18 protein-coding genes are annotated in these 21277 nt (G+C 74.3%); 11 read left to right on the forward strand and 7 right to left on the reverse strand.

The window, feature by feature from the left end; translation table 11 throughout:
• Nucleotides 1–4: 4 nt before the first annotated feature.
• Nucleotides 5–1231 carry an acyl-CoA dehydrogenase family protein gene (locus ACIQOE_RS03525; RefSeq protein WP_399008224.1) on the reverse strand — a complete coding sequence of 409 codons (1227 nt, stop codon included), beginning with the start codon at nucleotides 1229–1231 and terminating at the stop codon, nucleotides 5–7.
• Between the two features lie 202 nt (nucleotides 1232–1433).
• On the opposite strand from ACIQOE_RS03525, the gene ACIQOE_RS03530 reads away from it, so the two are divergent.
• Nucleotides 1434–2417, forward strand: coding sequence for a helix-turn-helix domain-containing protein (locus tag ACIQOE_RS03530; protein ID WP_351319807.1), 984 nt, complete (start codon nucleotides 1434–1436; stop codon nucleotides 2415–2417).
• Between the two features lie 110 nt (nucleotides 2418–2527).
• Here ACIQOE_RS03530 and ACIQOE_RS03535 read toward each other — a convergent pair whose 3' ends face one another.
• Both ACIQOE_RS03535 and ACIQOE_RS03540 read right to left on the reverse strand, forming a co-directional pair.
• Nucleotides 2528–3196, reverse strand: a complete 669-nt coding sequence (locus tag ACIQOE_RS03535; RefSeq protein WP_363018837.1) for a DUF4360 domain-containing protein — start codon at nucleotides 3194–3196, stop codon at nucleotides 2528–2530.
• 222 nt (nucleotides 3197–3418) lie between these two features.
• Nucleotides 3419–3877 carry an Rrf2 family transcriptional regulator gene (locus tag ACIQOE_RS03540; protein ID WP_351319801.1) on the reverse strand — a complete coding sequence of 153 codons (459 nt, stop codon included), beginning with the start codon at nucleotides 3875–3877 and terminating at the stop codon, nucleotides 3419–3421.
• 73 nt (nucleotides 3878–3950) lie between these two features.
• Between ACIQOE_RS03540 and ACIQOE_RS03545 the strand changes: the two genes are divergently transcribed.
• Nucleotides 3951–6980: a beta-galactosidase gene (locus ACIQOE_RS03545; protein ID WP_401409406.1), complete on the forward strand. Its 3030-nt coding sequence runs from the start codon at nucleotides 3951–3953 to the stop codon at nucleotides 6978–6980.
• Nucleotides 6981–6999: 19 nt separating this feature from the next.
• Here ACIQOE_RS03545 and ACIQOE_RS03550 read toward each other — a convergent pair whose 3' ends face one another.
• Nucleotides 7000–8511: an alpha-N-arabinofuranosidase gene (locus tag ACIQOE_RS03550; RefSeq protein ID WP_401409409.1), complete on the reverse strand. Its 1512-nt coding sequence runs from the start codon at nucleotides 8509–8511 to the stop codon at nucleotides 7000–7002.
• A 251-nt stretch (nucleotides 8512–8762) separates the two neighbouring features.
• Here ACIQOE_RS03550 and ACIQOE_RS03555 point away from each other — a divergent pair, with 251 nt between their 5' ends.
• The 3 genes from ACIQOE_RS03555 to ACIQOE_RS03565 are packed head-to-tail and all read left to right on the forward strand — an operon-like array spanning nucleotide 8763 to nucleotide 11984.
• The gene (locus ACIQOE_RS03555; RefSeq protein ID WP_365563583.1) at nucleotides 8763–9365 is read left to right on the forward strand and encodes a toxin-antitoxin system, toxin component family protein; all 603 of its coding nucleotides are present in this window, start codon (nucleotides 8763–8765) and stop codon (nucleotides 9363–9365) included.
• Nucleotides 9362–10597 carry a DUF6545 domain-containing protein gene (locus tag ACIQOE_RS03560; protein ID WP_401409412.1) on the forward strand — a complete coding sequence of 412 codons (1236 nt, stop codon included), beginning with the start codon at nucleotides 9362–9364 and terminating at the stop codon, nucleotides 10595–10597. The genes ACIQOE_RS03555 and ACIQOE_RS03560 overlap by 4 nt, the downstream gene beginning before the upstream one ends.
• Complete coding sequence (locus ACIQOE_RS03565) at nucleotides 10590–11984, forward strand: NAD(P)/FAD-dependent oxidoreductase (RefSeq protein WP_401409415.1); 1395 nt, start codon at nucleotides 10590–10592, stop codon at nucleotides 11982–11984. Before ACIQOE_RS03560 ends, ACIQOE_RS03565 begins: the two co-directional genes overlap by 8 nt.
• Before the next feature lie 62 nt (nucleotides 11985–12046).
• On the opposite strand, the gene ACIQOE_RS03570 is transcribed toward ACIQOE_RS03565, so the two are convergent.
• Entirely contained in the window at nucleotides 12047–12904 is an 858-nt protein-coding gene (locus ACIQOE_RS03570) for an SMP-30/gluconolactonase/LRE family protein (RefSeq protein ID WP_401409418.1), read from the reverse strand.
• Nucleotides 12901–13674, reverse strand: coding sequence for an IclR family transcriptional regulator (locus tag ACIQOE_RS03575; RefSeq protein WP_365563573.1), 774 nt, complete (start codon nucleotides 13672–13674; stop codon nucleotides 12901–12903). The genes ACIQOE_RS03570 and ACIQOE_RS03575 overlap by 4 nt, the downstream gene beginning before the upstream one ends.
• A 120-nt stretch (nucleotides 13675–13794) precedes the next feature.
• Between ACIQOE_RS03575 and ACIQOE_RS03580 the strand changes: the two genes are divergently transcribed.
• Nucleotides 13795–14394, forward strand: a complete 600-nt coding sequence (locus ACIQOE_RS03580; RefSeq protein ID WP_401409421.1) for a hypothetical protein — start codon at nucleotides 13795–13797, stop codon at nucleotides 14392–14394.
• Here the strand turns inward: ACIQOE_RS03580 and ACIQOE_RS03585 are convergent.
• A complete protein-coding gene (locus ACIQOE_RS03585) occupies nucleotides 14375–15247 on the reverse strand; it encodes a RimK family alpha-L-glutamate ligase (RefSeq protein ID WP_401409424.1) in 873 nt (290 codons plus the stop codon). The two genes, ACIQOE_RS03580 and ACIQOE_RS03585, sit on opposite strands and share 20 nt — an antisense overlap.
• 157 nt (nucleotides 15248–15404) lie before the next feature.
• On the opposite strand from ACIQOE_RS03585, the gene ACIQOE_RS03590 reads away from it, so the two are divergent.
• From ACIQOE_RS03590 to ACIQOE_RS03610, 5 genes are all read left to right on the forward strand, one after another.
• A complete protein-coding gene (locus ACIQOE_RS03590) occupies nucleotides 15405–16484 on the forward strand; it encodes a MerR family transcriptional regulator (RefSeq protein WP_401409427.1) in 1080 nt (359 codons plus the stop codon).
• 39 nt (nucleotides 16485–16523) lie between these two features.
• On the forward strand, nucleotides 16524–17192 hold the full coding sequence (locus tag ACIQOE_RS03595) for an O-methyltransferase (RefSeq protein WP_401409430.1): 669 nt from the start codon (nucleotides 16524–16526) through the stop codon (nucleotides 17190–17192).
• Between the two features lie 40 nt (nucleotides 17193–17232).
• The gene (locus tag ACIQOE_RS03600; RefSeq protein WP_401409433.1) at nucleotides 17233–18714 is read left to right on the forward strand and encodes an acyl-CoA synthetase; all 1482 of its coding nucleotides are present in this window, start codon (nucleotides 17233–17235) and stop codon (nucleotides 18712–18714) included.
• Nucleotides 18707–20068 (forward strand): carboxyl transferase domain-containing protein, encoded by a 1362-nt coding sequence (locus tag ACIQOE_RS03605; RefSeq protein ID WP_401409436.1) that lies wholly within the window; start codon nucleotides 18707–18709, stop codon nucleotides 20066–20068. The genes ACIQOE_RS03600 and ACIQOE_RS03605 overlap by 8 nt, the downstream gene beginning before the upstream one ends.
• A gap of 167 nt (nucleotides 20069–20235) precedes the next feature.
• Nucleotides 20236–21273: a rod shape-determining protein gene (locus ACIQOE_RS03610; RefSeq protein WP_351319775.1), complete on the forward strand. Its 1038-nt coding sequence runs from the start codon at nucleotides 20236–20238 to the stop codon at nucleotides 21271–21273.
• Nucleotides 21274–21277 lie beyond the last annotated feature (4 nt).

Genomic DNA, 21277 nt, shown 5'->3' on the forward strand with positions numbered 1-21277 from the left:
GCCGTCACCTCACGAAGGCGCTCAGGCCGCCGGTGACGGCGCGTCCCACGATCAGGGTCTGGATCTCGCGGGTGCCCTCGTAGGAGTACAGGGCCTCCGCGTCGGCGACGAAGCGGCCGACCTTGTAGTCCAGGACGATGCCGTTGCCGGCCAGCAGTTCCCGCGCCCAGCCGACGCTCTCCCGCATCCGCACGGTGCAGTACGCCTTGGCCAGCGCGGAGTGCTCGTCCCGGTAGATCCCGGCGTCCTGCAGCTGGGCCAGCCGCACCACCATCCCGCACGAGGCCGTGGCGTTGCCGACCATCTTCACCAGCAGGTCCTGGACGAGCTGGAAGCCTCCGATCGGGCGGCCGAACTGCTCGCGCTCCTTGGCGTACTGCAACGCGATCTCGTAGGCGCCGAACATCACGCCGACCGCCTGCCAGGCGACCCCGCTGCGGGTCTGGCGCAGGATGTTCGCGGTGTCCTTGAAGGAGTTCGCGTTCTGCAGCCGGTCGGCCTCCGGGACGCGGCAGCCCTCCATCACGATGTCGGCGTTCTGCACGATCCGCAGCGCCATCTTGTTCTCGATCTTCGTGGCCGTGAAGCCGGGGGTGTCCTTCTCCACGACGAAGCCGAGCACGTGGTTCGTCTCGGTGTCCCGTGCCCACACGACGGTCAGGTCGGCGAAGGTCGCGTTGCCGATCCACCGCTTGGCCCCGTCGAGGATCCAGCCGTCCCCGTCGCGGCGCGCGGTGGTCTTCAGGCCGCCGGCCACGTCGGAGCCGCCGTGCGGTTCGGTCAGGGCGAAGGCCCCGATCTTCTCGAAGCGGCTCATCGCGGGCAGCCACCGCCGCTTCTGCTCCTCGGAGCCGCAGGCGAGGATCGAGCCCATGGCCAGCCCCGTGTGCACGCCGGTGAAGGTCGCCAGGGACGCGTCGGCGTGCCCCATCTCCAGGGCGAGGAATCCCGACAGGAGATTGCTGGGCCTGGATTCCGTGGAGTCCGGGTCGGCCCAGTTCGCGAGTCCGAGAGCGCCGAACCCCTCGATGAGCTGGAAGGGGAACTCGGCCCGTGCCCAGTAGTCGTCGACGAGCGGGGCGGCCTGCGTCCGCAGGAACGCGCGGACGCGTCCGATCGTCTCCCGCTCACTGTCCGACAGCAGGTCCTCGAAGGAGTAGAAGTCCGCGGGCAGCTGTCCTTCGCCCAGGTAGGGACCGGTCGGCGTCGGCAGAAGCGGGTTGGCACCCATGGGTGATCCTCCAGAACCGCGGGCGGTGCTCATGGCTTCGGTCCGGTCGATTAGACCCGGAGCGCGCGCCGATTCCCGTGTGCCCTCGCCGTCCGGGGGGTGTGCTGGTGACGGCGAACGACCCCAATGGCCCCCTGCGCACCGGATGCCGCGGAGGCCCGCACCCGGTGGCCACATCGACGGAGGGCGATAGGATCGTGCCATGTCCGAGATCGACTTCCTGAGGACCCGGCCGCACCGGGTCGTCGTGCTCGCCCTCGACGGTGTCTACCCGTTCGAGCTGGGCATCCCGAACCGGGTCTTCCCGTGCGTCCCGGGCGCCTACGACGTGGTGACCTGCGCGGCGACCGACGACCGCACGGTGGCCACCAGCGCCGACTTCACGGTCACCCTCGGGCACGGGCCCGAGGTGCTGGAGAGCGCGGACACCGTGGTCGTGCCGCCGTACGACATGGCGCGGATCTCGCAGGAGGTGCCCGCTCCGGTGGCCGCCGCGCTGGCGCGGATCCGGCCCGGCGCCCGGATCGTCTCCATCTGCACGGGCGCGTTCACGCTCGCCGCGGCCGGGCTGCTCGACGGACGGCCCGCGACGACGCACTGGGCGCTGGCGCCCCGGTTCCGGCGGATGTTCCCGCAGGTCGCCCTCGATCCCGACGTGCTGTTCATCGACGACGGCGACGTCCTGACCTCCGCGGGCGCCGCCTCCGGTGTCGACGTCTGCCTGCACATCGTCCGCGCCGACCACGGCAGCGCGGTCGCCAACAGCGTGGCCCGGCAGTGCGTCGTCCCGCCGTGGCGGGACGGCGGCCAGGCGCAGTACATCGAGCAGCCGGTGCCCGAGGAGAGCGCCACCGGTACCGCGGCCACCCGCGCCTGGGCCCTGGAGAACCTGGAACGGCCGCTGGCCCTCCAGGAGTTGGCCGATCACGCCCGGATGAGCAGGCGTACCTTCGCGCGCCGCTTCCTGGACGAGACCGGTGTCAGTCCGGGCCGCTGGCTGATCCAGCAGCGGGTGCACCGGGCCCGTCAGCTGCTGGAGACCAGCGACCTGGCGATCGACCGGATCGCCGCCGAGGTCGGCTTCGCCACGGGCACGTCCCTGCGGCAGCACCTGCACGCGGCGATCGGGGTGTCCCCGCAGGCGTACCGGAACACGTTCCGGGCGACGGCGGTGGGCCGGGGCTGACCGCCGGGCCGGCCGGGACGGGCGAGCCCCGTGGACGGAACCCGCCCGCCTCGCCGGCGGGAGTCAAGCGGACCGGGCTGGTCCGGCCGGGGAGCCTGTGACGGGCCGGGTCACCGGGCGGGGCACTGCTTCCAGGCCAGGTGGTAGACGGTGCTGATCTCACCGTCGGTGGAGTCCATGGTCATGAAGCTGACCTTGCCGGGGCTGGTGCTCCCGGCGGTCACCCGCAGTTCGGTGTTGATGTTGAAGTTGCGCTGGACCCCGCAGGGCGCCCAGACCAGCTGGGCCCAGTCGGTGGTGTCGGTGGCCTGCCAGTTGTCGTCGTAGGGTCCCCGGAACGGGTGGTTCGCGGAGGCCGTGCTGGACGAGCCCTGGAAGTAGTACGAGGCGCGCTGCGTACCGGTGGCGCCCTGCTGGAGCGAGGCGAACCCGCGGTAGTCCGCACTGGCGACGGCGTAGGTGAAGCCGCCGGGCACGTGCACCACCAGGTTGAGCTGGCAGTTGCGCCGGAAGGCGGTGGGGTCGGAGGTGCCGCCGGCCTGGGCGAGGTAGTCGCTGTAGGTGACGGTGAAGGCCTCGTTGTCCTCGGAGACGGCGACGGCGGTGGTGCCCTGCGGGCAGCCGGAGCCGTTCACCGTGGCGACGTTGATCACGATCTTGTCCGGCGGCGGGTCGTCGAAGACGGGCGACGACGAGGCGCCGGCCTGGGCGGGCAGCCCGGCGGTGAGCAGCGCGGTGAGCGCTCCGCCGAGCAGGAGTCCATGCCGCTTGGGTTTCATGGTTTCTCCGGTCGGGTGATCGGGTGGGGGGTGGCAGCCTCGGCCCCCGGGACCCGCGCGCCCCTCAGGGTTCGATGTGGTTCACCCTTGAAGAACCTGTGGGTTTCCTGTGAAGAACGAGGCGCTCGCATCGTAGGAACCCCCGCGCGGCCCGGTCAGGGCCAACTCCGGCCATTCACAGCGGTGGATTTCACAGCCCCGCGGCCGCTCGCCCCGCGCCCCCTACGGGTTCTCCCACGCCGCCGGCTCCGCGGCCAGGGCACGGACCGGTTCCGGGAGGTCGTCCGCCGCGATGTCCGCGACGGTCACCCCTTCGAGGATGCGGCGGACGTTCGCGCGCAGCGCGATCCACAGCGGCAGCAGGGGCTGGGCGGTGCCGGTGTAGGACAGGCCGGTGGGGCGTTCGCCGCGCACCGACACGATCGGACCGTCCACCGCCCGGATGAGGTCCGCCACGGTGATCGCGGACGCGGCCCGGGCCAGCCGGTAGCCGCCGCCCCCGCCACGCCGGCTGTCGACGATCCCGGCGCGCCGGAGATCACCCAGGATGCCTTCGAGGAACTTGTGCGGGATGTCCTGCGCTCCGGCGAGTTCCTCCGCCTTCACCGGGCCGTCGTCCTGCCGTACGGCGAGCTCCAGTACCGCCCGTACCGCGTAATCCGCCCGCGCCGAGATCCTCATGTGTCCATTGTGGGGCGTCCTCCCGTGGACAATGGCCGCACCCGCGCCCCGTAAGATCGCCCGGGAGGATCCCTTGGCGCTCAGCAGACGTACCTTCAGTGCCCTCGCCGGCTCGACCGCGCTCGGCTTCGCCCTGGGCGGCAGCGGCGGCCCCGGGGCGCCCGCCGCCTATGCGGCGCGCACCGTGCCGACCGGCCCGCCCCCGGCCCCGCCGCGCGCCGACGGACGCCGGCACACGATCGGCTACGACCAGTACTCCCTCCTCGTGGACGGGCGGCGGCTGGTCGTGTGGTCGGGTGAGCTGCATCCCTTCCGGCTCCCGAGCCCGTCGCTGTGGCGGGACGTGCTGGAGAAGATGCGGGCGCACGGCTACAACACCGTCAGCATCTACGTGGCCTGGAACTTCCACTCCCCCGCGCCCGGCAGCTTCGACTTCACCGGCGTGCGCGACCTGGACCTGTTCCTGCGCACGGCCGCCGAGACCGGCCTGTACGTCATCCTGCGCCCCGGCCCGTACATCAACGCCGAGGTCGACGCCGGCGGCTTCCCCGGCTGGCTGACCGCCACGCCGGGATCTGCCCGCACCACCGACCCGGTCTACCTCGGGCACGTCGACGCGTGGCTGACGGCCGTCAACCGCATCGTGCGCCGCCACCAGCACACGGACGGCGGCGGGAGCGTCCTGCTCTACCAGATCGAGAACGAGTACGACGGCCACGTCGCCGACCCGGCCGGGCCCGCCTACATGTCCCACCTCTACAAGAAGGTGCGGGCGGACGGCATCGACGTGCCGCTGTTCCACAACGACAAGGGCCGCAACGGCTACTGGATCCCGGGCTCCTTCGACACCGGCGGCGAGCACGGGAAGTGGCTGTACGGCTTCGACGGCTACCCGTCGCCCGCCCAGACCCCGCCGGACTGGGGCCGCTTCGGGATCGGCGGCCTCAAGGGCGGCGCGACCGCGAGTCCCCGTACGCCCGGGTTCGTGCCGGAGTTCGGCGGCGGCTGGTTCGACCCGTGGGGCGGGGTCGAGTTCGGCGGCAAGGGGTACGCCGAGTCCCGGCGCACCCGGGACGCGGCCTACGAGCGCCGCTTCTACCTCACCAACCTCGCCAACGGCATCACCCTGCACAACGTCTACATGACCTACGGCGGCACCAACTGGGGCTGGCTGCCGGCGCCGGTCGTCTACACGTCGTACGACTACGGGGCGGCCATCGACGAGGCCCGCAACGTCACCCCGAAGATGGCCCCGATGCACCAGCTCGGCCATCTCCTCCAGCGGGTCCCGGACTTCGCCAGGCTGGAGCGCGCCGCGGACGTCCACGTGGACGGGCTGCGGACGTACCACCTCACCAACCCGGACACGCGGGCGCACGTGTACGTGCTGCGCAACGACGGGACCGGCCCCGTGACGTCCACCCTGAGGACCCCGGCGCGGGACGGCGGCGACGGCATCGAGGTCACCGTCCCGGCCAAGGACGCCCGCCTCGTCACCACCGGGCTCTCCCTCGGCAGGCGCACGCTGCGCTACGCCACCGTGCAGCCGATGGCCGTGCTCACCGCCGGACGGCAGGACGTCGCCCTGTTCACCGGCCCGTACGGCGAGATGGCGCACCTGGTCCTGGACTGCCCGACCGAGCCCTTCGTGCAGCGCCTGGACGCCGAGGCGGCCTGGGTGTACGACCAGAACGTCCTGCACGTCACCGCGCCGCTCGGCCAGGGCGGGCTGACCCGGGTCTTGGTCCAGCGCGGCGAGAGCGACACCCCGCTGCTCCTGCTCCTCGCCGACGACGCGACCTCGCTGCGGCTGTTCCCGTACGACACCCCGTCGGGCACCCTGCTGGTCTACGGCCCGGCGCTGCTGCGGCACGCGAGGATCAACGGGTCGGCCGTCGAACTCACCGGGGACACGGTCGGGCCGACCGGCCTTGAGGTGTGGGGGCCGCGCGGGATCTCCTCGGTCACCTGGAACGGGCGGCCGGTGCCGACCCGGGTGAGCCTGTCGGGCAGCCTGGTCGCCACCACGAACCTGGCGGCGGCGCCGAAACCGGCGCTGCCGGTCCTGACCGGCTGGCGCCGGAAGGCCGGGAACCCGGAATCCGCGCCTGGCTTCGACGACTCCTCGTGGACGGTGGCCGACAAGAAGACCTCGTTCAGCACGACGCCCGTCCCGGACGGCGGGCCGGTGCTGTTCGCCGACGACTACGGCTTCCACTACGGGGACGTCTGGTACCGGGCCCGGGTGACCGGCGACACCGAGAACCTCCGGTCCGTCTCGCTCGCCTACAGCACGGGCACCCAGGGCATGCTGATGGCCTGGCTGGACGGGAAGCCGCTCGGTTCGCACCGGATGCCGGTGCCGGACGCGAAGACGGTCCGGCAGGGCAGCTGGAGCGCCACGGCCGAGTTCCCGGTCGCCGGGCCGGAGAAGAAGGATCCGGAGCACCCGCGGGACACCGAGCGCGAGAAGGACGGCGGGAAGCCGCGCACGCGGGTGCTGTCCGTGCTGGTGCGGCGCATGCAGCACGACATGGACGGCCGCTCCCTTGACACCCACAGGACGGCCCGCGGCCTGACCGCGGTGACCTTCGCGGGAGCCTCCCCGAAGGTGAGCTGGCGCATCCAGGGCGAGAGCGCGCCCGATCCGGTGCGCGGTCCGCTGAACAACGGCGGGCTGCACGGCGAACGGCAGGGCTGGCACCTGCCCGGCTTCGCCGACGGCGGCTGGCAGCCGGCCGAACTCCCGCGCGCGGACCGGGGCATGGGCGTCACCTGGTACCGGACCGGTTTCCGGCTGGCCGTGCCGGACGGGGTCGACGCGTCGGTGGGACTGGTGCTGGAGGACGATCCGGCGCGGGCCTACCGGGTGCAGATCTTCCTGAACGGGTGGAACCTCGGGCAGTACGTCAACGACGTGGGGCCGCAGCACACGTTCGTGCTGCCGAACGGGATCCTGCGGACCCGGGGCTCCAACACGCTGGCGCTGGCCGTGCTCTCCGACGGGACGAGCGAGTCCGGGCCGGGAGTGGTGCGGCTCGAACTGCTGGGGAGCGCGGCGGGCGGAGTGCCGGTGACGGCGGTGGCCTCCCCCGGCCGCTGAGCGCCGCGGGGCGCCGGCCTCAGGCCAGCCGGATCACGTTCCAGGAGAGCGGTTCGAGGACGGCGCGGAGCGTGCCGTCGGCCAGGACCGTGCCCTCGGCCCGGTGCGGTGTCACCCGCTCCGGGTCGGCGAGGGTGTTGCGGGCGTCCGGGTCCGGGTCGGACAGGACGGTGTGCTCCGTGACCCGCGTCAGGTCCAGGCCGTGCAGGGTGACCTCCAGGGGAAGGGCCGCCGTCCGGGCGCGGTTGACGGCGAAGACGGTCACCGTGCCGTCCTCGGCCCTGACCGCCGTGGCGTGCAGCAGGTCCGTCTCGCCGTACTTCCTCGTCCGGTACGTCGGTGAGTCCACGCGGACGTCCAGGACCCGGCCCCGGCCGTGCCGGGACGCCTGCGCGAAGGGGAAGAAGGTGGTCTGGCGCCAGGCGGGGCCGCCGGGCTCGGTCATGATCGGGGCGATGACGTTGACGAGCTGGGCCAGGCAGGCGACCGCGACCCGGTCGGCGTGCCGGAGCAGGGCGATGAGCAGGGAGCCGAGAACCACCGCGTCCAGGACGCTGTAGCTGTCCTCCAGGAGGCGGGGGGCCTCGGGCCAGTCCCGCGCGGCGGAGTTCTCGATCTCGTGCCACTTCGAGGCGTACCAGACGTTCCACTCGTCGAAGGAGAGGCCGATCCGCTTCGCGGACTTCAGCCGGGCGCCCACGTGGTCGCAGGTGGCGACCACGCTCTCGATGAAGGACTCCATGTCGACGGCGGAGGCCAGGAAGGAGTCGACGTCGCCGTCCTCGGGCTCGTAGTAGGCGTGCAGGGAGACGTGGTCGACCAGTTCGTACGTCTCCGCGAGGACCGTCGCCTCCCACGCGGCGAAGGTCGGCATGGACCGGCTGGAGGAGCCGCAGGCGACCAGTTCCACGGACGGGTCCAGCTGCCGCATGGCGCGGGCCGTCTCGGCGGCCAGGCGGCCGTACTCGGCGGCGGTCTTGTGGCCGGTCTGCCAGGGGCCGTCCATCTCGTTGCCCAGACACCACAGCCGGATGCCGAAGGGGTCCGCGTCGCCGTGGGCGGCGCGCAGGTCCGCCAGGGCGGTTCCGGAGGGGTGGTTGGCGTACTCCTGGAGTTCCAGGGCCTCCGCGACGCCGCGGGTGCCGAGGTTGACCGCCATCATCGGCTCGGCCCGCGGGCCGAGCTTCCGCAGGAAGGCGATGAACTCGGAGAGGCCGAACCGGTTGGTCTCCGTCGAGCGCCAGGCGAGGTCCAGGCGCCGGGGGCGGTCCTCGACCGGGCCGACCGAGTCCTCCCAGCGGTGGCCGGAGACGAAGTTGCCGCCGGGATAGCGGACGGCGGTGACGCCGAGTTCGCGGACCAGGTCCAGGACGTCGGTGCGGATGCCCTCGGCGTCGGCCGCGGGATGGCCGGGCTCGAAGACGCCGGTGTAGACGCAGCGGCCCAGGTGCTCGACGAAGGAGCCGAAGAGGCGGGGGCTGACGTCGCCGACGGTGAAGGCGGGGTCCAGGGTGAAGCGGGCGGTGCGCAATGGTCGCCTTTCGGGGAGTCTGCCCGGCACGAGGGTCCGTCGGGTGCCTCGGATCATGCTCGTGACCTCGAACGGGACCGTAGAATGAAAGCGCTTTCTCGTCAATGGGCCCGCGCGGTGCTCCCTGCCCCGAGGGTCGTTCCGGAATGAACCACCGTCGTCGGATCGCATGACGCGGACACATCCGGACGCGTAATCTCGGACCGTCCGACGCGGCGCGGGGCCGCCGCGGGCGGGGCGAAGGGGGAGCGATGGACGTGGCCGGCGCGCGGCACCGGTGGGCCCGGATCGCGGCGGGACCGCGGCGCTCCGGACCGGGCGCGCAGATGCGCCGCCTCGCCGCCGGCCTCACCGCCGCCGTCCGCGCCAGGCCCCGGCAGCCCGCCGGAGCGGGCGAGCTGTGCCGGGCGCTGTGCGAGGAGATGACCGCGCTGCGCGGCGGACGGCCGGTGGAACTGCGCTTCGAACGCTTCCCGGACGAGATCGAGGTCACCGGACTCTGGGTGGAGTTCCACGACTTCGACCTGGTCATCGTCGAGGAACGGGCCGAGGACCTGCAGCGACTGGTCATCCTCGGACATGAGTTGTGGCACCTGCACACCGGACGGCGCCATCACCACGGAGTCGGCCCGGAGGCGGCCCGCGCGCTGGCCGCCCGGCCCGGCTGGCCGGACACGGCGCTGACGGCGGCCGCCCGCAACGGCTCCCGCCGGGCCGACGAGGCCGAGGCCGACGACTTCGGACACCGGCTGGCGACCGCCTTCCGGCCCTGCCTCGAACAGCCGCACCGGGCCCCGGCCGGACCCGTGCAGCGCAGCCTCGGCTACCGCGGGCGCGGCGGAGCGGCCCGGTGAGGACCCTCTCGGCGGCCGCGAACCCCGGCGGGCTCCTCGGCGAGTTCTACATCTCCTTCTGGATCCCCACCGCGGTGCTGACGACCGCCCTGGTGATCAAGCTGCCCACCATCGTCCGGCTGTGGCGGGACCCGCTGCTGCGCGCGGTCGGCGGACTGCTGCTGCTCGCCTGCGCGGTGTTCGTGTTCTGCACCCCGTCGACGATCGCCACCGTGAACCGGTGGACCGGCGTCCCCAACATCTCGGCCCCGTGGTGCTATTCGCTCATCACCGCGTTCGGCGGCTCCTGCCTGCTGCTGATCATCGCCTGGCGCAACGGGCTGGCCGACCGCTCGGCCGCCACCCGGCGCGCGATGCGCTGGGTCGTCGCCGGCTACTCCTCGGTGATCGTCGCCCTGTGGCTGCTGTTCGCGCTCGCCGACGTCCCCGTGGAACGGCTGCGGGACCTGGACACGTACTACGCCACCACGCCCTTCATGCGCGAGGAGATCCTGCTCTACCTCGTCGCCCACTGCGTGGCCTGCCTGATCACCTCACGGCTGATCTGGAACTGGGTGCGCACCGAGGGCCTGGACGCCTGGCTGCGCTGGGGTCTGAAGCTGCTCGGCGTCGGCTACGTGCTGAACCTGATCTTCGACGCCTGCAAGCTGGTCGCCGTCACCGCCCGCTGGTGCGGCGCGGACCTGGACTGGCTCAGCACCAGCCTGGCCCCGCCGGTCGCCGCCCTGTCCGCGATCGACATCGCCGTCGGCTTCATCCTGCCGCACGCCGGCCAGTACCTCCACGACCGCTGGCGGATCCGGCTCGCCCACCACGAGCTGCGGCCGCTGTACCAGCTGACCCGGACCGTGCACGGCGACGGCGTCCCGTTCGTGCTGCGCGCCACGCCCGAGCTGCGGCTGACACGGCGTGAGACGTTCATCCGGGACGTGCTGCTGCCGCTGACCCGGCGCATCGACGCCGACCTCGAGAGGCGCTCCTACGACGCGGCGCTCGGCCTCGGCCACCCGCCCGCGCAGGCCCGGGCCCTGGCCTCCGCGGTCAGCATCCTGAACGCCGTCGGCACCCGGGGACACGCCCCCGAGAGCGCCGACGCGACCGGCGGTCCGGACGCCACCCATCTCCTGCGGGAGATCGGTGCGGTGTCCCGGGCGCTGCGCCACCCCGACCGGATCGAGGCGGTACGGGAACGTGCGGCCGCCCCAGCAGAGAGCGTTGCCCTTCATGACTGACCGCACCGCCGTCGTCCTCGGCGGCTCCCTCGCCGGCCTGCTCGCGGCCCGGGCGCTGACCCCCTTCACGGACCGGGTCGTGGTCGTGGAACGCGACGTACTGCCATCGGGCCCGCAGCCGCGCAAGGGGCTTCCGCAGGCCCGCCACGTCCACCACCTGTGGTCCGGCGGCGCCCGCGCCCTGGAGGAGCTGCTGCCCGGCACCGTCGAACGGCTGGCCTCGGCGGGCGTACGGCGGGTGCCGGTGACCACGGACATGGTGGCGCTGTCCCCGCGGGGCTGGTACCGGCGCTGGGCGGAGTCCGCGTTCACCCTGACGGGCAGCCGGGACCTGGTGGACTGGGTGGTGCGCGAGCGGGTCCTGGCCGACGAGCGGATCGAACTGGTCACCGGCACCGAGGCGGTGGGCCTGCTCGGCTCGGACCGCGCCGTCACGGGCGTGCGGCTGCGGGCGCTCGGGACCGGTGCGGAGCACGTGCGCACCGCCGGTCTGGTCGTCGACGCGACCGGCCGCGGCTCCCGCATGCCCGACTGGCTGGCCCGGTTCGGGCTGCCGGCGGCCGAGTTCCGTGAGGTCGACTCCGGGATCGCCTACGCCAGCCGGATGTTCCGGGCGCCGGCGGAGACGGTCCGCGCCGGTTTCCCGATCGTCACCCTCCAGGCGAGCCCGCGGGACGGCCGTCCCGGTCGCGGCGGTGTCCTGATGCCGATCGAGGACGGCCGGTGGCTGGTCACCCTGCACGGCAGCCGCGGCGGCGAACCGGGCTCCGCCGACGACGACTTCCTGCGCTACGCGCGGGAGGAGCTGGACCACCCGGTGATCGCCGACCTCCTCGCCGGCGCCGAGCCGCTGACCGGTGTGTCGGTGACCCGTACGACGGCCAACCGGCGCCACTTCTACGAACGGGCGCGGGCCTGGCCGGAGAACCTGGCCGTCCTCGGCGACGCGCTGTGCGCGCTCAACCCCGTGTACGGGCACGGGATGTCGGTGGCCGCGCAGGGGGCGCTCGCCATGCGGGACGTGCTGCGGCGCCGGGGCTGGGGCACCCCGGGGCTGGCCCGGTCCCTGCAGAGGGCGGTGAGCCGCCCGGCCCGTGCGGCCTGGGAACTGTCCACGGGCGCCGACGTGTTCTACCCCGGCGCCACGGAGCACGGTCCTGGCCTGCGCGACCGGCTGGCGCACGCCTACGTGGACCGGCTGCTGTACACGGCGACGGGGAACGGCCGGATCGCCCGCCGGGTGACGGACGTGACGTCGCTGGAGCGGGGTGCGGAGGTCCTGCTGACGCCGGGCGTCCTGCTGGGCGCGCTGGTGGGCCCGCTGCGCCCGCAGCTGACCCGCCCGCCGCTCACCACGGACGAACTGAAGGCGGCCGGCGTCCTGTAGCCCCTTCAGTGGCGCGGGGAACTGCGCGACCGGCCCCCGCGCGCCCGCGGACGACCGGCGGCCTAGCCCTGGAACGCCGGCTGGGCGACTCCCTTGCCCGCTCCCGGGATCACCAGCAGGGAGCCCGCCGTCGGGTGCGGCCGGTCCAGTCCCACCCGGGCCGTCGTCACGTACAGGTCGGTCAGGTCGGCGCCGCCGAACGCGCAGGCCGTCGTCAGCGACGCGGGCAGGCTGATCACCCGGTCCAGGTCGCCGTCGGGGGTGTAGCGGTGCACCGCTCCCCCGCCCCACAGCGCCACCCACACGCAGCCCTCCGCGTCGACGGTCAGCCCGTCGGGATACCCGGCGTCCGCCTCGACGGTCACCAACGGGCGCCGGTCGCGGGGGTGTTCGCCGTCGTAGTCGAAGACGTCCACCCGGCGGGTCGGAGTGTCGACGTAGTACACGCGGCTGCCGTCCGGGCTCCAGCCCGTACCGTTGCTGACCGTCACGTCGGGCAGCAGGGTGGTGACCGAGCCGTCACCGGCCACCCGGGACAGCGTGCCGCCGCCCGTCCGCTCGTCGTAGCGCATGGTGCCCGCCCACAGGGAGCCGTCCGGTGCCACCGCGGCGTCGTTGGCGCGCCGCCCGGCGACCGGTTCGCGGTGGAGCCAGCGGAACGTGTCGTCGGGGTCGAGGAGACCCACGCCGTCCCGGAGGTTGAGCACCAGGCCGCCCCTCGCGCGGGGCTTGACCGCGCCGATGTGCTGCTCGGCGGTACGGACCGTGCGGCGGCCCGTGATCGGGTCGTAGGTGTGGATCCGCGCGCCGAGCACGTCGATCCAGATCAGCCGGCCGGTCGCCGCGTCCCAGGTCGGGCCCTCGCCCAGCGTCGCCTCGGCCGCCACCGCGACCTCGTAGGGCGTGTATGAGGTCGTCATGCCGCGCTCCGGTGGCCGAGGCGCTCGGAGAGTTCGGCGGCGCCCTTGGCGGCGAGCTGTTCCAGCTCGGCGCGGCGCTCGTCGCTCCAGCGGATCATCGGGACCGAGATGGACAGCGCCGCGACGACCTGGCCGGTGCGGTCGAGGACCGGTGCGGCGACACAGGAGACGTCCGGGTTGGACTCCCGGCTCTCCACCGCGATGCCCCGCGCGCGGATCGCGGTCAGGGCCTCGCGCAGCGCGCCCGGCTCGGTGATGCTGTTCGGGGTCATGGCGACGAGGCCGGCGTCGTCCGGGATGCGCGCGGCCAGTTCCCGCTCCGGCAGCGAGGCCAGCAGCATCTTGCCGACCGAGGTGCAGTGGGCGGGCAGCCGGCGGCCGGCGGCGGAGACCATCCGGACCGCGTGGGTGGAGTCGACCTTGGCGATGTAGATGACGTCGGTCCCTTCGAGGATCGCCACGTGCACGGTCTCGTCGCAGGTCTCGGCGACGGACCGGGCGACCTGCTGGCCCTCGGCGGCGAGGTCGAGCTGTTCGGCGTAGCGGCTGCCGAGCTGGTACGGGCGGACACCGAGCCGGTATCGTCCGGGCTGGCCGGGTACCGAGACGATGTAGGACCGGGCGGAGAGCGTGGTCACCAGTTCGTGCACGGTGGTGCGCGGCAGCTGGAGTCTGCGCACTATGTCGGGGGCGGAGAGCGTCCCGTCCCCGTCGAGGAAGAGTTCGAGAATGTCGAGAGCCCGGGTCACGGCAGGCACGAGGCGTCCCACGTCCGGCCCCCTCCCTTGGGTCTTGGCGCCGGATACCGTCGGAACCGCGAGGGCCGTTCGAGATATCAACAGGCGATCGGCATGACGAACACAGGCTAACCACCGGCCCTGGCCCGGGCAATGGCCGGGAACCGGCCGCGCGGCGGCGCGTGCACCATGGGGGGCATGCGACTGGACTTCCAGCTGGTGCTGCTGCGCCGCATGGCCGACCACAACCCGGACCTGGTCGAGGACGCCCGGCGGACGCTGGGCGCGTCGATCGCGGACATGCGCGAGGCCAACAAGCGGTGGCAGGCGATGGCCCGCTCGCCGCGTTCCCGGTCCGCCGCCGCCCGCTACCGCTCGGTCCTCGGACCGCCCGGCTCCGAGAGCGTGCGGCAGGTCGGCGACCTGGAGTGCACGGCCTGGCAGTGGCCGCTCTCCCTGTGGCCCGACCTCCGCTTCGAGGTCCTGGCCGGTCCCGGCGGCGCGGTGTGGAACGAATGGCTGGTCCGCGCCCCCGGCGCCGCCGCCCCGAGCCTGCTGGCCTACGACGACCTCGCCCCCTGGTCCTGCACGGTCGACGAGGCCGCCCGCGCCTTCGCCCCCGCCCGCCCCCTGGAGGGCACGGCGCCGACCCGCTGGGGCCTGGCCCTCACGATGCCGGACGGCCGCCAGGTGGTCGCGGAGTTCACCTGGGGCCTGCTCCAGCGCACGGCGGTCATCGGCGGGCCGCGCTGAGCACGGCCGCCACCACCTCGCGGGTCGACTCGGGGTGCAGGAACAGGAACAGGTTCGGCTCGACCAGCTCCAGCTCCATCACCTGGGGCCGCCCGTCCGCCCCGTCGACCAGGTCCACCCGCGCGTACAGCAGCTCGGGCGCCCCCGGTACGGCGGCCAGCGCCCGCCGGGCCACCGCGAGTTCGGCGTCGGTCGCGGTCCACCGCTCCAGACCGGGGTGGGCGACCTTGTCCGCGTCGTAGGCCGTGCCCGGCGCGAGGACCGCCCGCTTGCGGCTGGCGTGCAGCAGCCGGCCGCCGAAGAACTGCAGCGCCCGCTCGCCGCCGACGTCGATCCCGGCGACGTACGGCTGGACCATCGCGGTCAGTCCCTCGCCGTGCATCCGGGCCAGGTGCCCCACGGCCGTCGCGTGCTCGTCCGGCGTGTAGCGGGCGGCGAACCGGGCGCCGGCGCCGAAGGCGGGCTTGACGACGAAGTCACGGTCCGACGGCAGCTCCGCCGTCTCGCCCGGGGCGAGGTACCGGGTCGGCACGACCGGCACACCGGCCGCCGCCAGCTCGCCGAGATACCGCTTGTCGCTGTTCCAGCGGACCACGGCGGCCGGGTTGGCGATCCGGGTCGCCCGGCCCACCCGCTCCACCCACGGCAGGAACTCCCCGGTGCGCCAGCTGTAGTCCCAGGTGGAGCGGAGCAGGACCAGGTCGAAGGCGCCCCACTCCACGTCCGGGTCGTCCCAGGGACGGGCCACCGCGTCCGCGCCGGCCGCGGTCAGCGCGCGCAGCAGCACCGGCAGATCCTGGTCCTTGCCCGGCTGGGTGCCGGGATCGTAGGTGGCGAGCGCTATTCGGGGCACGGTCGGGGCTCCCTCGTCCTGGTGGCGGCCGGTGTTCCGGCCCGTCGCAGGCTAACCACCGGCGGCCTGCCGACCGCAACCGCGGCCGCCCTGTTGACCTTCCCCCTCGGTGAAGCCCCAGCATCGGTGGCGGACGTCGAGGAACACGGGGTGCGGCATGACATGGCTGACCATCGGCGCCTTCGCGAAGGCCTGCCGGCTGTCGCCGAAGGCACTGCGGCTGTACGACGAGCTGGACCTGCTGCGGCCCGCCCGGGTCGACCCGGGCACCGGCTACCGCTACTACGCCGCCGAGCAGCTCGAACACGCCCGGCTGGTGGCCTGGCTGCGACGGCTCGGGATGCCGCTCGCGCGGATCCGGGAGGTGTGCGCGCTGCCGCCCGGCCGGGCCGCCCGAGAGATCCGGGCGTACTGGGCCGGGGTGGAGGCGGAGACCGCCGCACGCGCGGAGCTGGCCGCGTTCCTCGTCGGCCATCTGTCGGGAGAGACCGGAAGGGACACCACCACCATGCTGGAGTTGCGTTACGCCACCCGTTCGGACCGGGGGCACGTGCGGTCCGCCAACCAGGACACCGTGTACGCGGGCCACCGCCTGCTGGCCGTCGCCGACGGCTGCGGGGCGGCCGGGGCCCGCGCCAGCGCCGCCGCCGTGGACGCGCTGAAGTCCCTGGAGGACGCCGAGCTGTCGGCGGGGAACGTGCTGAACCTCCTGGAGGACGCGGTGCGTTCGGCGGACGAGGCGGTGCGGGAGGCGGCGGGCGGCCTCACGGACGCCGGTACGACCCTCACCGCGCTGCTGTGGACCGGGTCCCGGCTGGCGCTCGCGCACATCGGCGACTCGCGGGCGTACCTGCTGCGGGACGGCGGACTGTTCCGTATCACGCACGACCACAGCGTGGTGCAGTCGCTGATCGACGAGGGGCGGCTGACACCGGAGGAGGCCGACAGCCACCCGCAGCGGATGCTGCTCGCGAAGGCGCTGCCGACGAACGGGCCGGCCACCGCGGACCTGAAGCTGCGCGAGGCCCGGGACGGGGACCGGTACCTGCTGTGCTCGGACGGGCTGAGCCGGCAGGTCTCCGACCCGCGGATCCGGGAGCTGGTCGGAGGCGGCGGCGAACCGGCGCACGTGGCACGGGAGTTGGTGGACGAGGCGAACGCGGTGGGCGGCGGTGACAACGTGAGTGTCGTCGTCGCCGACGTCGTGTCCGCCCGGCCGCCCGTCCCGGCCGGATGACGGCGCCGGCCGGGCCCGCCGTCCGGTATAACGTCGGGCATGACTGCCGACGGCACCGAAGCGCACACCGGTCTGCCCGGTCTCCCGCCGCTCGTCCGGCGGGCCCTCGCCGCCGCCCGCGGCCACGGCTTCGCCCACTCCTGCCGGCCCGAACAGGGGCGGCTGCTCCAGGTGCTCGCGGGCGGGGCGCGCGGGGTCATCGGCGAGACCGGGACCGGGCTCGGGGTCGGACTGGCCTGGCTCGCTTCCGGGGCCCGGCCCGGCGTCCGGCTCGTCAGCGTGGAACGGGACGCGGAGCGGGCCGGGGCGGCCGCCGGGGTGTTCGCGGCCCACACCGCGGTGACGGTGCTGCACGGCGACTGGCCGGACATCGCGGCTCACGGGCCGTTCGATCTGCTGGTCCTGGACGGCGGCGGGCAGGGCAAGGCGCCCGGCGACCGCCCGGCGGCCGTGGAACGCCTCCTCGCCCCGGGCGGCACGGTCGTCATCGACGACTTCACCCCCGCGGCCACCTGGCCGCCCCGCCACCGGGGCGGCCAGGACCGGGCGCGCCTGCACTGGCTGGAGCACCCCGCCCTGCGGGCCACGGAGATCCGGCTCGCTCCGGATCTGAGCACGGTCGTGGCGACGCTCGCCGGCCGCCCGGAGCGACCGGGGCCGCCGGCCGGAGTGCGGGTGGACGGCCCGGGAGGCGGACGCCTGGTGTAGGAAGGGGCCATCGAGGTTCCGACCGGTGAGGAGTCGTCGCGTGTCCCTTCTGTTTCCGGCCCTGGTGGACGGTCCGGGCGAGCACGGCGGGACGGGGGTCCCCGCGGACCGGGTCCCGGAGCGGGTGGCCCTGCGGTTCGGCGCACGGTCACTGACGTACGGGCAGCTCGCCGGGGCCGCGGGCGCCGTGGCGCGCCGGGTCGGGGACGCCGGCCGGGTCGCCGTGTGGGCGACCCCGGAGCTGGAGACGGCGGTCGCCGTGGTCGGCGTCCTGCTCGCCGGCCGGGCCGCCGTCCCCCTCAACCCGAAGTCGGGCGACAAGGAACTCGCGCACATCCTCTCCGACAGCACGCCGTCCGCGGTGCTGGCCGCTCCGGGCGCCGTGCTCCCCGCGGCGGTGGCCGCCCTGCCGCGGATCGACGTCGACGTGCGCGCCACCGGCCCCGTCCCCGAGGACCGCACGGCCGAGGACGATCCCGCCCTCGTCGTCTACACCTCCGGCACCACCGGACCGCCCAAGGGCGCCGTCCTGCCCCGCCGGGCGCTCGCCACCACCCTGGACGCGCTCGCCGACGCCTGGCGGTGGACCGGCGACGACGTGCTGGTGCACGGGCTGCCGCTGTTCCACGTGCACGGGCTGGTGCTGGGCGTCCTCGGGCCGCTGCGGCGCGGCGGGAGCGTCCGGCACCTCGGGCGGTTCGACACCGACGGCGTCACCCGCGAGCTGACCGACGGCGCGACCATGCTGTTCGGCGTCCCCACCATGTACCACCGGATCGCCGAGGCGCTGCCCGCCGACCCCGCGCTCGCCAAGGCCCTCGGCCGGGCCCGGCTGCTGGTCTCCGGCTCGGCGGCGCTGCCCGTCCACGACCACGAGCGGATCGCGGCCGCGACCGGGCGGCGGGTGATCGAGCGGTACGGCATGACGGAGACGCTGATGAACACCAGTGTCCGGGCGGACGGCGAGGCCCGGTCGGGGACCGTGGGGGTCCCGCTGCCGGGCGTGGAGCTGCGGCTGGTGGAGGAGGACGGGACGGCGATCGCCGGGTACGACGGCGAGACCGTCGGGGAGATCCAGGTGCGCGGGCCCAACCTGTTCACGGAGTACCTCAACCGGCCCGACGCCACCGCCGCCGCGTTCACCGCCGACGGCTGGTTCCGGACCGGCGACATGGCCGTGCGCGAGCCGGACGGCTACGTGCGGATCGTCGGCCGCAAGGCCACCGACCTGATCAAGAGCGGCGGTTACAAGATCGGCGCCGGTGAGATCGAGAACGCGCTCCTCGAACACCCGGGGGTGCGGGAGGCCGCCGTCACCGGGGAGCCGGACCCGGACCTGGGCGAGCGGATCGTCGCCTGGATCGTCCCGGCGGATCCGCAGTCGCCGCCCGGCGAGCGGGAGCTGGCGGACCACGTCGCCGCCCGGCTCGCCCCGCACAAGCGCCCGCGGACGGTCCGCTACCTGGACGCCCTCCCCCGCAACGACATGGGGAAGATCATGAAGCGGGCCCTGGGTGTCTGAGAACCGCGCCGTCCGGCTCTCCGCCCGGCAGTTCCTCGACCTCGTCGCCGACCCCGGCACCTTCACCGGACTCCCGGACCCCGCACGCGCGTCCGCGCCCGACGGCCCGCTCGGCTGGCGGGGTTACGACGCCTCGCGCGCCCGCGCCGCCGAGCGCACCGGCGAACGGGAGTCCGTCGTCGTCGGCACCGCGCGCGTCGAGGGCACCGCGGCCGTCCTGATCGTGTTCGAGTTCGGCTACCTCGGCGGCTCGCTGGGCGAGCGCACCGGGGACCGGCTGGAGGCGGCGTACCGGCATGCCCGTGAGCACCGGCTGCCCGTGGTGCCGCTGGTCGCCACCGGCGGCAGCCGGATGCAGGAGGGCATGCTCGCCCTGTCCCAGCTCCAGCGGGTGGCCGGCCAGTCGGCGCTGACCCGCGAGGCGGGGCTGCCGCAGATCGCGGTGGTGCGCGATCCGACGACCGGCGGCGGCTGGGCCACCCTGGGCGCCGGTGCCGACGTGATCCTGGCGCTGCCGGGCGCGCAGGTGGGTTTCGCGGGCTCCCGGGTCCGGCCGCCGGACGCGGACCCGGCGGCGTACACCGCCCACGCGCAGGTCGCGGCGGGGTCGGCGGACGCCGTGGTGCCGCTGGAGGAGCTGCGGGCGGCGCTCGGGCTGTGGCTGCGGCTGCTGACGGGACCGGTCTCCGCTCCGGCCGCGCCGCCGGACGCCCTGGGCGCCGCCGGCCTGCCCGAGACCGGATGGCAGGCCGTGCAGCGCGCCCGGTCGCCGCGGCGGCCGCGGGCCCGCGCCTACCTGGACGCCTGGTTCGGCGACCGCCGGGCCGCCCTCGTCGGCGACCGGTGCGGCGGCGCGGACCCGGAGGGCATGCTGTGCGGGTTCGGCGAGCGGGACGGGCACGTCGTCGCCTTCGCCGCGCAGACCGGCACGGCGACCCGGCCCGCCGGATTCCGCACCGCCACCCGCCTGATACGGCTCGCCGGGCGGCTCGGGATCCCGGTGCTGACCCTCGTCGACACACCGGGCGCCGCCAACGACGCCGAGGCGGAACGGCAGGGCGTGGGCGCGGCGATCGCGGAGCTGTTCGGCGCGGTGGCGGCGGCGCGGACGCCGATCACCACCCTGGTCGTCGGCGAGGGCGGCTCGGGCGGCGCGCTGGCGCTGGCCGCGCCGGGCAACACCTGGGCCACGCCCGACAGTTACTTCTCGGTCATCGCGCCGGAGCTGGCGGCGGCGATCCTCAAACGGCCTCCCGAGGAGGTCGAGGCCACCGCCGGCCAGCTGCGGATCCGGCCGCAGGACCTGGTGGAGCTGGGCGTCGTCCGGGGCATCGCCGGTCACTCCCGTCCCTGAACCCCCGCGCTCCGGCCGCCCGGCGGCCGGGAAACCCCCCGTTCAGCCGTTGCCCCACCCGGCCCCCTCCCGAAGGCGGCCCGCCCCGATCCCCCGGAGGATGCGAAGCAGGCCGCCGACCGGCGGTGCCACCGCGTACGGCCCGCGCACACTCGGGAGGACCTGCCGTGACCGTCAGCCTGGAGCAGTTGCGCCGCTGCCATTTCGCCGTCGATCTGGGGGCCGCCCGTACCCGGGTGTACGTGAAGGGCATGGGCCTGGTCGTCGACCAGCCTTCGGTGGCCGCCGTGAACACGCGGACCGGCGCGCTGATCGCGGTCGGCGAGTTCGCGGAGAGGATGACGGGACGGACACCCGACTACATCCGCGTGGTGCGCCCCATCTCGGGCGGAACCGTCGTCGACATCGAGATCGCCCAGCGGATGCTGCGCCATCTGCTGGGCGACAAGATCCGCCGCTCGCTGCGCCGCAAGCCCCGGCTGCGCGCGGCGGCCTGCACCCCGCACGACGCCGATCCGCTCGCCCAGCGGGCGACGATCGAGACGCTGGCGGGGCTGGGCGCACGGCGGGTGGAGCTGGTCGACACGCTGATCGCCGCCGCCGTGGGCTGCGGGATGCCGGTGGAGCGGCCCGAGGCGACCATGATCCTGGTCTGCGGGGCGGCGGCGACGCAGGTCGCGGTGCTCTCCCTCGGGTCGATCGTGTGCGCCGAGCGGCTGCCGGTGGGCGGCGAGGCCGTGGACCGCGCGATCGTGCAGCTCCTGCGGCACGAGCACGAGCTGCTGCTGCCGAGCCAGTCGGTGCGCCCGCTGCAGCTCGCCCTGTCCGGGACCGGCCTGACCGCGGACGGCCCGGCCTCCACCGAGATCCACGGACGGGACGTGGCCACCGGCCTGGTGCGCAGCGTCCAGGTCGACACCGCGGCCGTACGCGACGCCATCCAGACGCCGCTCACCGGCGTGCTGGACGGGATCGGCAAGGTGCTGCGGGACTGCCCGCCGGACCTGGTCGCCGACCTCGCCGACCGCGGGATCATGATGGTCGGCGGCTCGGCGCTGCTGCCCGGCTTCGACCAGCTGCTGCGGGAGGCCACCGGCATGCCGGTGCACATCGCGGAACGGCCCGACGTGTGCGTCGTCCAGGGCATCGGCGCGATGCTGGAGGGCCGCATCGAACCGCTCGTGCTCAATCCGCTGGCCGCCTAGCGAC

Source organism: Streptomyces sp. NPDC091282 (genome assembly GCF_044757385.1).
In the GTDB taxonomy this organism is placed as follows: domain Bacteria; phylum Actinomycetota; class Actinomycetes; order Streptomycetales; family Streptomycetaceae; genus Streptomyces; species Streptomyces gramineus.